Annotated in this window: 15 protein-coding genes and 1 riboswitch; of the genes, 9 read left to right on the top strand and 6 right to left on the bottom strand. The window is 70.5% G+C overall.

Annotation, left to right across the window (positions count from 1 at the left end):
- Positions 1–183: 183 nt before the first annotated feature.
- Genes ABH928_RS25815 through ABH928_RS25825 form a run of 3 tightly spaced genes read left to right on the top strand, consistent with a single transcriptional unit; the run spans position 184 to position 2,698 of the window.
- Positions 184–1,377, top strand: a complete 1,194-nt coding sequence (locus ABH928_RS25815; protein WP_370070566.1) for an ABC transporter ATP-binding protein — start codon at positions 184–186, stop codon at positions 1,375–1,377.
- A complete protein-coding gene (locus tag ABH928_RS25820; protein WP_370070568.1) occupies positions 1,374–2,033 on the top strand; it encodes an ABC transporter permease in 660 nt (219 codons plus the stop codon). The genes ABH928_RS25815 and ABH928_RS25820 overlap by 4 nt, the downstream gene beginning before the upstream one ends.
- Positions 2,030–2,698, top strand: a complete 669-nt coding sequence (locus ABH928_RS25825; protein ID WP_370070570.1) for an ABC transporter permease — start codon at positions 2,030–2,032, stop codon at positions 2,696–2,698. The genes ABH928_RS25820 and ABH928_RS25825 overlap by 4 nt, the downstream gene beginning before the upstream one ends.
- Positions 2,699–2,837: 139 nt before the next feature.
- Here the strand turns inward: ABH928_RS25825 and ABH928_RS25830 are convergent, their stop codons facing one another.
- Genes ABH928_RS25830 through ABH928_RS25845 form a run of 4 tightly spaced genes read right to left on the bottom strand, consistent with a single transcriptional unit; the run spans position 2,838 to position 6,964 of the window.
- Positions 2,838–3,470 carry an ATP/GTP-binding protein gene (locus ABH928_RS25830; protein ID WP_370070572.1) on the bottom strand — a complete coding sequence of 211 codons (633 nt, stop codon included), beginning with the start codon at positions 3,468–3,470 and terminating at the stop codon, positions 2,838–2,840.
- Positions 3,409–3,849 (bottom strand): DUF742 domain-containing protein, encoded by a 441-nt coding sequence (locus ABH928_RS25835; RefSeq protein WP_370070617.1) that lies wholly within the window; start codon positions 3,847–3,849, stop codon positions 3,409–3,411. Before ABH928_RS25835 ends, ABH928_RS25830 begins: the two co-directional genes overlap by 62 nt.
- 53 nt (positions 3,850–3,902) lie before the next feature.
- Positions 3,903–4,343, bottom strand: coding sequence for a roadblock/LC7 domain-containing protein (locus ABH928_RS25840; protein ID WP_196193584.1), 441 nt, complete (start codon positions 4,341–4,343; stop codon positions 3,903–3,905).
- Positions 4,340–6,964 carry an ATP-binding protein gene (locus ABH928_RS25845; RefSeq protein WP_370070574.1) on the bottom strand — a complete coding sequence of 875 codons (2,625 nt, stop codon included), beginning with the start codon at positions 6,962–6,964 and terminating at the stop codon, positions 4,340–4,342. The genes ABH928_RS25840 and ABH928_RS25845 overlap by 4 nt, the downstream gene beginning before the upstream one ends.
- Positions 6,965–7,355: 391 nt before the next feature.
- On the opposite strand from ABH928_RS25845, the gene ABH928_RS25850 reads away from it, so the two are divergent.
- Positions 7,356–8,345, top strand: coding sequence for an ABC transporter substrate-binding protein (locus ABH928_RS25850; protein WP_370070576.1), 990 nt, complete (start codon positions 7,356–7,358; stop codon positions 8,343–8,345).
- A gap of 147 nt (positions 8,346–8,492) precedes the next feature.
- Here ABH928_RS25850 and ABH928_RS25855 read toward each other — a convergent pair whose 3' ends face one another.
- Positions 8,493–9,053: a MarR family winged helix-turn-helix transcriptional regulator gene (locus tag ABH928_RS25855; protein ID WP_196193587.1), complete on the bottom strand. Its 561-nt coding sequence runs from the start codon at positions 9,051–9,053 to the stop codon at positions 8,493–8,495.
- 188 nt (positions 9,054–9,241) lie between these two features.
- On the opposite strand from ABH928_RS25855, the gene ABH928_RS25860 reads away from it, so the two are divergent.
- From ABH928_RS25860 to ABH928_RS25880, 5 genes are all read left to right on the top strand, one after another.
- A complete protein-coding gene (locus ABH928_RS25860) occupies positions 9,242–10,537 on the top strand; it encodes an MFS transporter (protein ID WP_370070619.1) in 1,296 nt (431 codons plus the stop codon).
- Positions 10,538–10,687: 150 nt separating this feature from the next.
- Positions 10,688–11,614 (top strand): undecaprenyl-diphosphate phosphatase, encoded by a 927-nt coding sequence (locus tag ABH928_RS25865; RefSeq protein WP_370070579.1) that lies wholly within the window; start codon positions 10,688–10,690, stop codon positions 11,612–11,614.
- A 55-nt stretch (positions 11,615–11,669) separates the two neighbouring features.
- Positions 11,670–12,215 carry a thioredoxin family protein gene (locus ABH928_RS25870; protein WP_370070581.1) on the top strand — a complete coding sequence of 182 codons (546 nt, stop codon included), beginning with the start codon at positions 11,670–11,672 and terminating at the stop codon, positions 12,213–12,215.
- A 99-nt stretch (positions 12,216–12,314) separates the two neighbouring features.
- A complete protein-coding gene (locus ABH928_RS25875) occupies positions 12,315–13,418 on the top strand; it encodes a bile acid:sodium symporter family protein (protein WP_370070583.1) in 1,104 nt (367 codons plus the stop codon).
- A 31-nt stretch (positions 13,419–13,449) separates the two neighbouring features.
- A riboswitch (cyclic di-AMP (ydaO/yuaA leader) is annotated at positions 13,450–13,577 on the top strand.
- Between the two features lie 12 nt (positions 13,578–13,589).
- Positions 13,590–14,339 (top strand): M23 family metallopeptidase, encoded by a 750-nt coding sequence (locus ABH928_RS25880; protein WP_370070585.1) that lies wholly within the window; start codon positions 13,590–13,592, stop codon positions 14,337–14,339.
- 291 nt (positions 14,340–14,630) lie between these two features.
- Here ABH928_RS25880 and ABH928_RS25885 read toward each other — a convergent pair whose 3' ends face one another.
- Complete coding sequence (locus tag ABH928_RS25885) at positions 14,631–14,930, bottom strand: hypothetical protein (protein WP_370070587.1); 300 nt, start codon at positions 14,928–14,930, stop codon at positions 14,631–14,633.
- Between the last annotated feature and the right edge of the window lie 12 nt (positions 14,931–14,942).

Here is a 14,942-nt window from a genome sequence, read left to right on the forward strand (position 1 = left end):
GGTCACATCGGGGGTGCAGAAACGGTTGGATAAGGGCGTTTTGTCGCGGCACGCCCGGCAGCCGATCGTTGACGCCTTCCGAGGGCCACTGAAAGATGAGTGGTCGTTGTCCCGTCAACACCCGGGAGAGACCTGCGGGGCGGGGGAGTCGAGAGGTACAAAGCCCGAAGGGCGCACGCACTCGTGATAGAGATCGACGCCGTCAGCAAGCGCTACCCGGACGGGACCACCGCGGTCGACCGGTTGACCCTGGAGATCCCCGACGGATCGATCACGGTGCTGGTGGGGCCCTCCGGCTGTGGCAAGACGACCACGCTCCGCATGATCAACCGCATGATCGAGCCGACCGACGGCAGGATCCTGCTGGACGGTCAGGACATCCGCGAGCGGCCCGTCAACGCGCTGCGCCGGTCCATGGGTTACGTGATCCAGCACGCTGGCCTCTTTCCGCACCGCACCATCGTCGAGAACATCGGGACCGTTCCGCGCCTGCTCGGCTGGGACCGGCAGCGCAGCCGCAGCCGTGCGTTGGAGCTGATGGAACGGGTCGGGCTGGACCAGTCGCTGGCCAAGCGCTACCCGTACCAGCTCTCCGGCGGCCAGCAGCAACGCGTCGGCGTGGCCCGCGCGTTGGCGGCGGACCCGCCGGTGCTGCTGATGGACGAGCCGTTCTCGGCCGTCGACCCGATCGTCCGCAAGGGCCTCCAGGACGAACTGCTGCGGATCCAGGCGGACCTGGGCAAGACCATCGTCTTCGTCACCCACGACATCGACGAGGCCATCAAGTTGGGCGACATGGTCGCGGTGCTGCGCGAGGGCGGGCACCTGGCCCAGTACGCGCCGCCGAACGAGCTGCTCTCCGCGCCCGCGGACGAGTTCGTCGAGGACTTCCTCGGCGCCGACCGCGGCATCCGTCATCTCTCCTTCTTCGACACGTCCGGCCTGGAGCTCACCTCCGAACCGATCGTCGCCGAGGACGCCACGCCGGAGCAGGTCCGCGCCCGGACCGTGCCGCAGACCCCGTACCTGCTGGTCACCGACAGGGAGGGCCGCCCGCTCGGCTGGGCCCGTGCTGCCGACCTGGCCGCGGGCACGGACGCCGGTGCCGGTGCCGGTGCCGGTGCCGGTGCCGACGCCGACGCCGGTGCCCACGCCCGACTGCTGCCGTACGGCCACGCGTTCCGCCTCGGCCACGACTCGCTCCGCGCCGCGCTCGACTCCGCCGTGCTGTCGCCGACGGGGTGGGCCGTGGCCGTCGACGACGAGGGCCGGGCGGCCGGCGTGGCCGCGCAGGAGACCATCGCCGAGGCGATCCGCGCGGCGCACGCCGAGCGGGCCGTGTCCATGGTCACGGCGGACAAGGGTGGGCGGCGGTGAACTTCCTCCAACGGTTCTTCGAGGTCCCCAGTGACCTGCAGAACACCTGGTGGGGGCTGATCCTCTGGCAACTGCAGCTCACCCTGGTCCCGGTCCTGATCGGCCTCGCGCTGGCGCTGCCGCTGGGCATGCTCTGCGCCCGGTTCCGCTGGTTCTACCCTCCGGTGCTGGGCGTCACCACGATCTTCTACGCGATCCCCTCGCTGGCCTTCTTCGTCTTCCTCATCGACTACACCGGTGAGACCAGCCTCACCGTCGAGATCCCGCTCACCGTCTACACGTTGGTGGTGCTGGTCCCGGCCATCGTCGACGGCATGCGCTCGGTCTCCGAGGACACCCGCGCCGCCGCCACGGCCATGGGCTTCGGCACGCTGCGCCGCTACCTGCAGGTGGAACTGCCGATCGCGGTCCCGGCCATCATCGCCGGCCTCCGGGTCGCCACGGTCTCCAGCGTCAGCCTGGTCAGCGTCGGCATGCTGATCGGCAACGAGGGCGCGCTCGGCAACCTGCTCTCCGACGCCCTGAACTACCACCGCCCGCTGCTCGCCTGGGACGCGGTGCTGACCATCGCGGTCCTCGGCGTCGTGCTGGACGGCCTGTTGGTGCTGGCCCGACGGATCCTCACGCCCTGGGCGAGGAAGGCAGCCTCCGCGTGAACATCTTCGGCTTCGCCCAGCAGTTCTTCGACGACCCGTCCCGCTGGACCGGCCCGGACGGCATCCCGACGCGACTCGCCGAGCACGTCGAGTACTCGCTGCTGGCCCTGGCGATCGCGATGCTGATCGCCCTCCCGGTCGGCCTGGTCACCGGCCACACCGGCCGTGGCGGCAACGCGCTCGCCGCGCTGGCGACCGCGGCGCGGGCGCTGCCCAGCTTCGGCCTGCTGGTGCTGCTCACCCTCCTGATGGGCCTCGGCCTCATCCCGGTCATGGTCCCGCTGGTGGCCCTGGCGGTCCCGCCGATCCTGGTCACCACGTACGAGGCGATGCGGGGTGTCGACCCGTCACTCGTCGACGCGGCGAAGGGCATGGGGATGTCCCGGTCCCGCGTGCTGTGGCAGGTGGAACTTCCCGTGGCGCTGCCCCTGATCCTGAGCGGGATCCGCTCGGCGGCGATCCAGATCGTCTCGACGGCGACGATCGCGGCGTACGTCTCCTTCGGCGGCCTGGGCCGCTACATCGTCGACGGGCTCTCCCAGTTGCGCTACGAGAAGGTGGTCGGCGGCGCGATCCTGGTCGCGGGGCTGGCGCTGGTCACGCTGGGCCTGTTCTGGGCGCTGGGCAGGGTGCTGGTCTCCCCGGGCGTCCGCCGTTCCCGCTGACGATCACCCGAGGGGCGCGGGGAACTGTGCGATCAACGACCCTGTGCGGATGGCCCTGTTCGTTCGGCCTGCCGGCTGCGTGGGTGGCTTGTCGCGCAGTTCCCCGCGCCCCTGAAGAAGTTGCAACGTCCCTTGGAACTCAGCTCTCTGCCCGCTCCAGCGCCAGTTCCAGAACCACCAGCAACGCGTCCCGCACGCTGCCGCGTTCCCGCGCGTCGAAGAGGACCAGCGGGACCGAGTCCGGAATGTCCAGCGCCCAGCGGACCTCGTCGAGGTCGTGGTCGAGGTTGCCGTCGAAGACGTTGATCCCGACCGCGAACGGCAGGCCCTTGTTCTCGAAGTAGTCCACGGCGGCGAAGCAGTCGTCCAGTCGGCGCGTGTCCACGATGACCAGCCCGCCCAGCGCGCCCGCGACCAGGTCGTCCCACATGAAACCGAAGCGGTCCTGGCCGGGCGTGCCGAAGAGGTAGAGCTTCAGCGTCGGGTCGAGGGTGATGCAGCCGAAGTCCATCGCCACCGTGGTGGTGGTCTTGTGCGGAGTGTGCGTCAGGTCGTCGACGCCGGCGGCGACCTCGGTGATGGACGCCTCGGTCGTCAGCGGCTCGATCTCCGAGATGGAGGCCACGGTCGTGGTCTTGCCCACGCCGAAGCCGCCCGCGATCACCATTTTGACCGGCAGCGGAGGGCGGTGCGCGCCGGACGCGGAGGGGTTAGGCAGGACTGTTGTTGTCACGCTTGAAGCCTCGTGAGTCGGGGACGGCGCGCAGACCATCGATCACCCGGCGGAGGACGGAGAGATCGTTGGCGGTGCCGACCTGGGGTGCGTGGACGGTCAGGTGGTTCGCGGAGCGCAGGTCCCCTGCGACCACCCGGACCACGTTGAGGTGCAGGTGGAGTCGGGCCGCGAGCTCCGCGAGCGACAGCGGATCCTGGCAGGCGGCGATGATGTCGTGCTGTTCGAACGTCAGGGTGGGCAGGTCGGCCAGGCCTTCCGGCGTCGCGACGACCTGCGTCTCCAGCGGGAGGTAGGTGTCGTCGCTGACCCGCCCGGCAGTGACCAGGAACGGGCGCACGGACAGGCTGCGTCGCGGAGGCTCCGCCGTGGTCGCGGCGGAGCCGGGTCTCGGAGGGTCGTCGTCCGACTCCGGCATCACGTACGGGCGCAGTGGACGCGTCAGCGCGTCGCTGCCCGTGTCGCTCGCGTTCACGCGCCCACGCCGTTCTTGAGTTCCATGATCAGCTGCGGGCTGAGCGCGGCTCCGGACCGGTTGGCGAAGAGCGTCATCTCGTAGGCGATGTTGCCGAGTTTGGCCTCCTTGGAGGCCACCACGCCCAGCACACAGCCGCTGCCGATGGCGCAGACCAGCAGGTGGCCGCCCTCCAGGTCGATGATGACCTTGTTGAGGCCGCCCAGGCCGTAGTTGCCGGAGGCTCCGGCCGCCAGGCTGGTGATGCCGGAGACGATCGCGGCCAGCCGCTCCGAGTCGGCGTGGTCACGCAGTCGGGAGACGGCGATGAGCAGGCCGTCCGAGGAGACCGCGATCGCGTCCACGACCCCGGCGGTGTCGGTGGCGAAGCGGCGCAGCAGCCAGGTGAAGTCCGCCGCGGCACTCTGCAGGTCCTGCACGGTGGGCTCGGTGGTCACTGTCCCACTCCTTCCGTTTCCTTGGGATTGCTGGTGGAGCGCTGGCGCAGGGACGCCACGGCGGACGCCAGCGTGGTGGGCGTCGCGCTGTCGCGCTCGGCCCGACTGACGGCGTCTTCGAACTCCTCGAGCGAGGAGCGGACTTCGTCCGGATCGGGCGGACGGGTGGCGATCCGCTCGGCGCCGACGAGGTTCTCCCGCAGCGTCGCGCCGCGCACCCGGCGCTTCAGCCCGCCGGGCCGGGAGTCGGCGGACGCCGCGTCCGGAGGCGTCGCTGTCGCCGTCGGCCGGGTGTCGACGACGGGGCGCGACACCGCGTCCCCGGCCGGAGCGGCGGGGCGACGCCGCGGCAGACCGGAGTCGGTGGCCACCTCGGCCCCCGCCTCCCGCTCGCCACGGCCCCGGTGCACCGGCTCGTCGGACCCGGACCCGGACCGCGACCCTGAACCGGCACCGCGTGGGGTGAAGAAGTCGGCGCCGGTCTCGAACTCCGGCTCACGCGGTCCGCTCGTCGCCCCCGGCGACCGCGTCGGCAGCGCCGCGCGCACGGGCGTGGCGGACACCGCACGAGCAGCAGGCGTGGCCGAAGCAGCCGCCGAAGCAGCCGCCGGAACCGCCGCCGGAGCCGACGGCGACCAGCTGCGGCCCGAGCGCGGCAGCGACGGTGAGACCCAGTCTGCCGGGATGGCGACCCGGCTGGTGACGCCGCCCCCGGGGGTGCGGGTGAGGGTGACCTGGATGCCCCAGCGCCGTGCCAGTGCGCCGACCACGAAGAGGCCGAGCACCCGGGTGGGCGCCAGGTCCAGCCGTTCGCGGCGGACCAGCCGCGCGTTCTCCTCCGCCAGCCGCTCCGAGCTCATGCCCAGACCGTGGTCGACGATCTCCAGCACCGCCTGCCCGGCCTGCTCCCGGACCGTCACCTGGACCTCGCTGTGCGCGGGCGAGAACGAGACCGCGTTCTCCAGGAGTTCGGCCAGCATCAGCACCAGGTCGTTGACCACGTCGGGGGCGACGGTGGCGTCCACGTCAGCGGACAGCCGGACCCGCTCGAAGCCCTCGATCTGGCCGAGCGAGGCACGCACCACATGGGTCAGCTCGGCCGGACGGCCGTCCAGCTCGGTGTCGCGGATCCCGGCCAGCAGCATCAGCGAGTCCGCGTTGCGCTGGAGCCGGACGGCGATGTGGTCGATCCGGTAGAGCTGGTCCAGCAGTTCGGGATCGGTCTCGCCGCGCTCGACCGAGTCGATCAGGGCCAGCTGACGCCCAGTCAGGTTGGCCACGCGGCGGCCGATGTTGCCGAACATCTCGGCGATGTTGTGGCGGCTCATCGCCTGACGTTCCAGCAGGTCGCCTGCGGTGCGCTGGACCTGGTTGAACGCCTTGGCCAGCTCGCCGATCTCGTCCTCCGCCAGGATCGGCAGGTCCTCCAGGCGCGGCGGACCGTCGACGCCGACGGGAGTGTCCTCGTCGGCGACGCGCGCGAGCTCGGCCGCGGACAGCTCGGAGACGCGGCGCGCGGCCTGGGTCACCCGCCGCAGCGGCCGCAGGATCGACCGCCGGATCAACGCCAGCACGGCCACCCAGAGCAGGAGCAGCACCGCGGCCGCCCCGAGCAGGATCCCGGCCCGCCACCAGGACTGGACCGACGCGGCGTTGGACTGGTCGGCGATCCCGGTGATCAGCTCCTGCGCGATGGCCAGCCGGACCGTGGACTCGCTGTCGACCGCGGGCTGCAGGTCGAGCGCCGACTGGTGCGCAATCTGACGCCGCTTCACGTCGTCGGTCGGGATGATCAGCTCGGTGGTGCTGAGCGCCAGCCCCTGCAGCGCGTCGGTCAGCTGCACCTGGTACTGGTTGAAGCCGATCTCGGCGAGCCGTCCGGCATCGGCGGCGGGCGCGATCGCGGTGTAGCGCTGCAGCTCGAACTGGTAGAGCTGGAGCGAGCCCACGGCGTTGTCGAATTCCAGCATGGCGTTGGCGTCGCCGGTCTCCGCGGAGAGCACCGCCGTCTCGAAGGACGCGTGCGCGACCTCGGTACGCAGCAGCGCGTCCAGCTGCTGCTCCAGCCCGGATGCCTCCGCCGTCTGCTGCGGCGCGCTCAGCCCGAGGCCGTCGATCAGTGCCTCGCTCAGCGGCCCGTAGGCGGAGTCGATGTCGCTCGGCGGCAGCTTTCCGTCGGCGATGGCGGTGCGCGGCGTCGACAGGACAGACATGTTGTCCAGCGCGTCCGACTCGGCGTCGGGGATGAAGTGGCCGAAGGACTGACGGACCTTCCCGACCTGGGCGTCGGTGGCGCGCTGGGCGGCCAGATAGGCGGATTCGTCGGGCCGGACGCGGCTCTTGGCGTAGGGCTGGTCGAAGTAGCTCTCGAAGTAGAGCAGCGCCTGTCCCTGCTCCCGCTGCAGGTCGTTGACCAGTTCCGCGACCTGAAGTCCGGCCCGCAGTTGGTGCGCCTGCCGCCACGCGCCCGTGGCCTGGGCCACCTCGCCGTATGCGTAGACGGAGATCAGCAGGCAGATCAGCGCGAGCGGAACCGCGATCAGCACGTTCAGCTTCCGTCGGAGCGGCAGCCGGGTCAGGCGCCGTCCGAGCCGGTCGGCCAAGGTGTCCAGGGAAGACAACAGGAACTCCTAGTTCCCTGCGAGACAACTTAGTTGATGGTGCGACGACCGGGATCGAACCTGAGTCCGCCCCCCGAACCCGCGACCGCGCGGCGAGACTACCGGGTTCCCCCGAGGTTTGTCAGAGGCCGTTGTGAACATCTCACGACAAATCCCGTCGTGACCTTCCGATTTTGTCCTGGGATGGATCAGGATCGGTCGGTCGTCGGCGCACATTGTGACCCGCGGGACGTTGACTCGACTCGTCAGCGGTGGATTTGATCAATCGTGAGAATGTCGGGATCCAGAGGATCCCGGGATCCCGAGGAAGAGGAAGACGAGAGAACAGCCCGACCGACAGCGAATACGTCACGCGCGTCAGCGAACGCGTCTCAGATGCTGGATTGGAACCGTGAACTCAACCGCCTTCTCCACCGACTCCTCCGCCCACGTCAGCCAGGCGGGTCGGGGCCGCGCCCGGACGGCCGCCGCGCTGGTCGCCGTGGCCGCCGCCGTCGCCCTCTCCGCGTGCGGCTCGTCGAGCAGCAGCTCCGGCAGCAGCAACCCGCTGGCTCCGTCGTCCGCCGCGTCGGGCGGCACGATCGTGATCGGCAGCAACAACTTCGCGGAGAGCACGATCCTCGCAGACCTGTACGGCGCGGCGCTCGCGGCCAAGGGCTTCAAGGTCTCGTACCACCCGAACATCGGCAGCCGGGAGATCTCCTACGGCCTGGTCAAGAGCGGCCAGATCACGCTGATGCCGGAGTACAACGGCGCTCTCCTCTCGTACCTGGACAGCACCGCCGCGCCGAAGACCGAGGCCGACACGGACACTCAGGCGTCCGCGAAGCTCGCCTCCAACCTGCAGCTGCTGACCGCGTCGCCGGCCGAGGACAAGGACTCGCTCACGGTCAACGGGGCGACGGCCAAGCAGTACAACCTCACGGCGACCTCGACCATCAGCTCGCTGAAGTCGATCGCCGGCGGCCTCGCGATCGGCGGTTCGCCGGAGTTCCAGACCCGGCAGCAGGGCCTGGTCGGCCTGCAGTCGGTCTACGGCCTGAAGTTCAAGAGCTTCAAGGCCCTGGACGCGGGCAGCTCGCTCACCGAGGCGGCGTTGAAGAACAACGACGTCCAGGTCGCGGACATCTTCACCACGGACTCGTCGATCCAGAAGAACGGCTGGACCACCCTGGTCGACGACCAGCACCTGTTCGGCTTCCAGAACGTGATCCCGCTCGCCGCGAAGTCCCTCCCGGCGGGCGCGGCCGCCGCGGTCGACGCGGTCCAGGCCAAGCTGACGACCGCGTCCCTGATGACCCTCGACGCGGCGGTCAACGGCGGCGGCCAGGACCCGCTCGCCGCTGCGCAGGCGTGGCTGAAGTCCAACGGCCTCGGCTGAGCCGACAGGGGCGCGGGGCGCGGGGAACTGCGCGACAAGCCACCCTGCGTGGTGAGTCGCTGAACGGGCAGGGCCATCCGCATCGGGTGGTTGCTCGCGCAGTTCCGCGCGCCCCTGATGGTGCAACTACCTGCGGCAGCGCAGAGTTCAGCTCTCTTCCAGATCCTCGACCCGCCCGACGCCGTCGGGCTGGTCCTCCTCCACGCGGCGGAGCATCCGCCCCAGCGCGCCGGCCAGCTCCGCGCGTTCCTCCGGTGCGGCATCCTGCAGCAGGCTCTCCTCGAAGACCGCTGCCATCCGCATCGAGTCCAGCCACTTCTCGCGGCCGAGCTCGGTCAGCTCGATGTTCACGCGCACGCGATTGCTCTCGTCCCGGCTGCGGGTGACCAGTCCGGCCGCCGCCATCCGGTCGACCCGGTGGGTCATCGCCGCCGGGGTCAGCCCGATCCGCTTGGCCAGCTCGCCCGGCCCCAGCCGGTACGGCGCGCCCGCGACGATGAGGGCCTTCAGCACCTCCCAATCGGCGGAGGAGATCCCCAGGTCGTTGAGGTGTCGGCCGTAGGCGACGGACATCCGCCTGGTCAGCCGGTTGAGCGTCGAGACGATGGTCTCGACCTGCGGGTCCACGTTCGGGAACTCGCGCTGGTAGACGGCCACCTGCTCACTGATCGCGAGCTCTTCGGGTGGCTCCTGGGACGACTCGGTCATACCCGTCAGTATCTCATGCTCAAGCCTACCGGGATTAAAAGTTTCGCTCGGAAGACTTTAGTAGTGTACTCTTTCGATCGAAACGTAAGAGGGACGACGGACCACGGCGGCAGACGACCGTGGTGACCGCGGGAAGCGGGAAGGCGGTGCGCGTGATGGCGAAGGCGATGGCTGGGGAGACGACGACGATGCAGGGGGCACTGCGCCGCGTCCAGGTGGGGAACGCGCTCAGCGCGTTCGGCAGCGGGTTCACGCTGCCGTACATGTTCGTGTACGTGGAGCAGGTGCGCGGTCTCGGTTCGATGACCGCGTGGCTGGTCTTCACGCTGTTCGCCGCGGCCGCGCTGGCCGTGCTGCCGGTGGGCGGGCGCGGCATCGACCGGTACGGGCCGCGTCCCGTGCTGGTCGCAGGCGCGGTGCTGACCGCCCTCGGCGCGCTGTCCTTCGGGCTGGCGACGACGCAGTGGACGATCCTGGTCGCCGCGTTCCTCTTCGGGGCCGGCGTCACCACCTGCCAGCCCGCGCTGGCGACCATGGTGGTCCGCTGCTCGACCCGGGCGACCCGCGCGCACGCTTTCGCGCTGCAGTTCACCCTGGTGAACCTGGGCATGGGCATCGGGGCGATGATCGGCGGCCAGATCGTCGACGTGTCGCGTCCTGCCAGCCTGACGCTGCTGTTCGGCATCGAGGCGCTGATGTTCCTGGTGCTGGCCGCGGTGACCGGCACGGTCAAGCTGCCCGCTCCGGTTGTGGAGGCCGCTTCGGCGGTCGCGGACGCCGCGAAGGGCGTGAAGGGGAAGTCCGACTTCCGCACGCTGCTGGGCGACCGGGCGATGGTGAAGCTCTGCGTCCTCGCCGGGCTGATCTTCTTCGCCTGCTACGGCCAGTTCGAGAGCGGCGTCGCCGCCTACGCGACGGGCACGGTGGGGATCTCCCCGTCCGCGCTGGGCTTCGGCCTCGGGGCGAACACCTTCGCCATCGTGGTGCTGCAGATGTTCGTGGTCCGGATGACCTCGCGTCGCCGTCGGACGACCGCGATCGCGGCGACCGGCCTGGTCTGGCTCGCGGCGTGGGTCTTCGCGGGCATCGCGGGCCTCTTCCACGGCGGGTCCGGCCTGGCGGTCGGCTCGATGATGATGACCTACGTCCTCTTCGGCGCGGGTGAGGCCCTGCTGGCCCCGACGCTCGGCCCGATCGTGGCCGACCTTGCTCCGGCGCGACTGCTCGGCACCTACAACGCCGCGTTCTCGCTGGTGAAGCAGGTCGCCATCGCGATCGGCCCGGCCGTCGGCGTGCTGCTGGTCGGCGCCGGACTGTCGACGGTCTACCTGGCCACGCTGGCGCTCTGCTGCCTCGGCGTCACGGTCGCGGCGGTGCGTCTGCGCCGGGTCCTGCCGAAGGCCGCGGACAACGCGGCCCCGGTCGCGTCGACGGTGGTCACCGGCTCGGTGCCGCGCGTCGAGGAGCTCAGCACCGCGGCGTGACGCCGCCTGAAGCTCAGGAGAACCTTGGGGCGGATTGACGGTGAACTTCGACCATCGCGTCGATGAACAGCCGTCATATCCGCCCTTTCCGTCTACATCTCTGTAGTACTTTCGGGCTGCCCCTATCCCTCCCAGCAGCCCAGGGTCGTCATGTCGTCCGTGTTCACCTATCCCGAAGCGATCGGCGTCGGCCTGCTCCAGGGCGTCTCCGAGCTGTTCCCGGTCTCCAGCCTCGGACACAGCCTTCTGGTGCCCGCGCTGCTGGGACCGCCCTACTCGAACGACCTCAACGTCTCGGCGCCCGGGTCCACCTACCTCAACGTTCTGGTGGCGCTGCACGTCGCGACCGCGCTGGCGCTGGTCGTCTTCTTCTGGCGGGACTGGGCACGGATCCTGCAGGGGCTGTTCAGCTCCGTCAAGGAGCGCCGGATCGAGACGGTCAACCAGAAACTGGCCTGGCTGCTGATCGTGGCGACCATCCCGGTCGGCGTCGCGGGCATCGCCCTGGACAAGGTCTTCCGCGAGATCCTCGGCAAACCGACCGTGGCCGCCCTCTTCCTCATGCTGAACGGGTTGGTCCTCTTCGGCGCCGAGCGCCTCAAGCGCGGCGGCACGGGCCGACGCCGCGCCAACGACGCGGCGCTGATGCCCGGCGACGAGCACCTGCACCCGGACATCCTCTCCGACCGACGCATCGTCAAGCTCGGCTGGTCCAGCGCGATCATCGTGGGCGCGGCGCAGATCCTCGCCCTGCTCCCCGGCATCTCCCGCTCCGGCGTCACCATGAGCGCAGGCATCTTCAAGGGCCTCCGCCACGAGGACTCGGCCCGGTTCGCCTTCCTCCTCGCCACGCCGGTGATCGGCGGTGCGGCGCTGCTGAAGGTGCCGTCACTGCTGGGCTCCGCGGGCAACGGCATCCACGGCCAGCTCCTTGTCGGCGGGGTCTGCGCGTTCGTCGCGAGCTACGTCGCGGTGCGGTTCCTGACCAAGTACTTCGAGACGAAGACGCTGACCCCGTTCGCGATCTACTGCTTCGTCGCGGGCGCGGGAAGTCTCGCCTACCTGTCCATGAACTAGGCGAACGGCGCGTCGAAGCCGGGCCGTTCCGCGTCGCGGTGTTGCACTGGGTGACGTGCGTTCACTCCGTGCGTTGCTCCTCGGCCTCCTGCCGCTCGCGCTGCTCGCCGCCTGTGTGCAGGTCTCCGGTCGGGCGCCAGGCCCGCACTACGCGACGCCGTTCGTCGCCCTGCCGAGCGTCTCGCCCGCGCCCGTGCCGACGGGGTACAACCCCGCCGCCGACGCCACGGCCGAGCTCGCCGCCGCGCAGGCGGCCTCCCGGAGGGACGGGCGGCCCGTCATCGTCGAGTTCGGCGCCGGCTGGTGCGCCGACTGTCAGGTGCTGGCGCAGCGTTCGCTCAGTGCCGGGGCGTGGCTGGTCCTGTCGCGCGACTACCACCTCGTCACCGTCGACGTCGGGCACTTCGACCACAACACCGCCCTCGTGGCCCGCTGGATCGACCTCAGGAAGAGCGGTATCCCGGCCCTGGTGGTGCTCAACCCGAACGGCAGCGTCCGCGCCACGACCCAGGACGGATCGTTCGCCAACGCACGCACCCTCTCCTCCGACGACGTCGCGAATCGACTTGTCGACTGGCTCTATCCCGCTTCCCGATCATGACGGAATCCACTCGATGTCATGAATCGCCCCAGCTCAGCGGGACAGTGCGGATGCGAACCTGATCTGATGCCGCCACAAGCACGAAAGGCGGTGCCCCTCATGCGTCCGCTCTCCACCCTCCTCGCCGCCGTACAGCGACGCCTGCTCTGGATCATGCTGCTCGCCTACGTCCTCGCGGCAGTGTGGCCGGGGCCGGGGATCGCGCTGCGCGGGGTGGGCCTGGCGCATGTCGGCGGGGCCGATTTCCCGCTCCAGGCCGGGCTGCTGGCGCTGATGGTCTTCAACGCCGGCCTCACCGCCCGTGCCGAGACGCTGCCCTCGCTGCTGCGGCGTCCCCGCGCGCTGCTGGTCGGGATCGCCTCCAACGCCCTGCTGCCGACGCTGCTGCTCGGCGTCGGCGCGCTCGCGGCCGACGGCTGGCACAACCCGCGCGAGGCGCAGAGCCTGCTGGTCGGGCTGGCCCTGGTCGGGGCAATGCCGGTCGCCGCCGGGGCCACTGTCTTCGCCCAGGGCAGCGAGGGCAACGCGACGCTCACGCTCGGCCTGGTCGTGGGCAGCACGATGCTGAGCCCGCTCACCATCCCGCTCGGTCTGCACCTCGGCGGATTCCTGGCCTCCGGTCCGTACGCGGCCGACCTGCATCGTGTGGCCGAGCACGCGTGCAGCGCGTTCGCCGTCCTGGCGGTCGTGCTGCCGTGCGCGGCAGGGTTGCTGACGGGTCGCCTGCTGCCGTCCGGCGCGGCGCGGGAGCGCTGGCTGCCGGCGGTGAAGGCGGTCAACCTGCTGGTCGTGGTGACCCTCAGCTACACCAACGCCTGCGGCGCGCTGCGTCAGGTGATCGAGCGTCCTGATCCGGACTTCCTGGTGCTGGTGGTCGTCGCGGCGGCGGCGATGTGCGCGGGCTCGTTCCTGATCGGGTGGGTGCTGGCGGTCCGGCTCGGGGTTCCGCGGGCGGACGCCATCGCGTTGACGTACGCGTCGGGCATGAACAACAGCAGTGCGAGCGCGGTCGTCGCGGCCACCAGGATGCCCGGCAACCCGGCGGTGCTGTTGCCGATCCTGGCATACAGCCTGCTCCAGAAGGTGCTGGCGGGCTCCGTCGGCGCACTTGTCCGAAATGACCGACTTGATGACGAAGGTTCAGCTGGAGGCGCTGCCGTCCCAACTGCACCCCGGGAAGTACTTGGTTTCAGACGGCTTTAGTATTAACTTTCAATAACAGTACGCGCGGCCGTCGCGCGGATCGCCTAATCCTCACGGAGCCGGGGACCCACGTACCCCGGGGTGAATCGGCCTCACAGCCGTAGGAGACCGCCCTCTCCGAACCCGTCAGCTAACCCGGTCGGCGAAGGGACGGAAAGGAGCACGCCAGTCATGGCGTCATACCCGGTCGAGACCGTCGCCGAGCCTACGGCCACGGTGCCGCGCCAGCGCGGTGCCGCACTGGGCCTCGCGGCCATGGCGGTCGGTGCCAGCAGCGTCATCGGGCTGGCCGGTCCCGCCCTCGCGGCGGACCACTCCGAGCACGGTGGCCCCACCGGCACGATGCGGCTCCAGGACGACGAGCAGGTTCCGGCCAGCCACGGCTCGGACGCCGGTGTGGCCCTTGCGGACCGCATCCTCGCCCAGGCCGTCCCGCAGCGCGCCGCCGAGAACACCGCCCGCAGGGAGGCCGCGAGCGCGGCCACCGCGAAGGCGCAGGCGGTCGAACGCGCCCGCCTGGCGGAGTCGTTGGTGGCCCCCCTCACCGCGGTCCACAGCGACACAGGCCGTGGCGCGGTGGGCTCCTACTGGGCCCACCTGCACGCCGGCCTCGACCTCGCGGCCCCGGCGGGCACGGCGGTCCGCGCGATGGGCACCGGCACGATCACCGAGGCAGGCTGGGCGGGCAGCTACGGCTACCGCGTCGTCCAGACCCTGCCGGACGGCACGGAGATCTGGTACTGCCACCTCTCCGCGATCACGGTCGCGGGCGGCGGTTCGGTTGCAGCGGGCCAGCCGCTGGGTCGCGTGGGCGCGACGGCCAGCTCCACCGGCCCCCACCTCCACCTCGAGATCCGCCCGGACGGCGCCGAGCCAGTCGACCCCACGGCGTGGCTCGCTTCGCGAGGCGTGAACCTCTAGAAGCTTTCTGCAGCTGAGGTAGTTGCACCGTCTCAGGCTGCGCAGGCGGGGAAGTTGCACTATTCAGGGGCGCGGGGAACTGCGCGAGAGACCACCCCATGCGGATGACTCAGTTCGTTGAGGACCATCTGCCCCGAGTGGCTTGTCGCGCAGTTCCCCGCGCCCTGAATCGTGAAACTTCCTGCGGGAGCGCGGGCTCAGCTGGTCGCGCCCACGCGGCGGAGCCGCAGATCAGCAGAGCCCCGCGCCCCAGGGGTGTTGCCACGCCCCCTGCTTCTGACTTCTGGTCGACTACTTCCGGTCCGCCAGGGCCCAGGACGCTGCCGCCATGCCCGTGGCCACCGTCAGAACGGACGGCCAGGCGCCGATCTTCTTCGCCAGCGGGTGGGAGCCGGCGAACGCCGCCGCGTAGAGGCCGCCGAGCGCGGCGGCCGTGCGCGGGCCCGCGGACTTGCGCCACTGCAGAGCCGCTGCGCCGCCCGCCGCGGCGAGAGCGACCCCGCCGAGTTCCCTCCGCTTCGTCGCGCGGGCGACGGCAAAGCCGCCGATGAGTCCGCTCGCGGCAATCAGCGAGGAAGGGACCTGAGCCATGACCGTGAACCT

It is taken from the genome of Streptacidiphilus sp. MAP5-3, from assembly GCF_041262505.1.
Taxonomy (GTDB): domain Bacteria; phylum Actinomycetota; class Actinomycetes; order Streptomycetales; family Streptomycetaceae; genus Streptacidiphilus.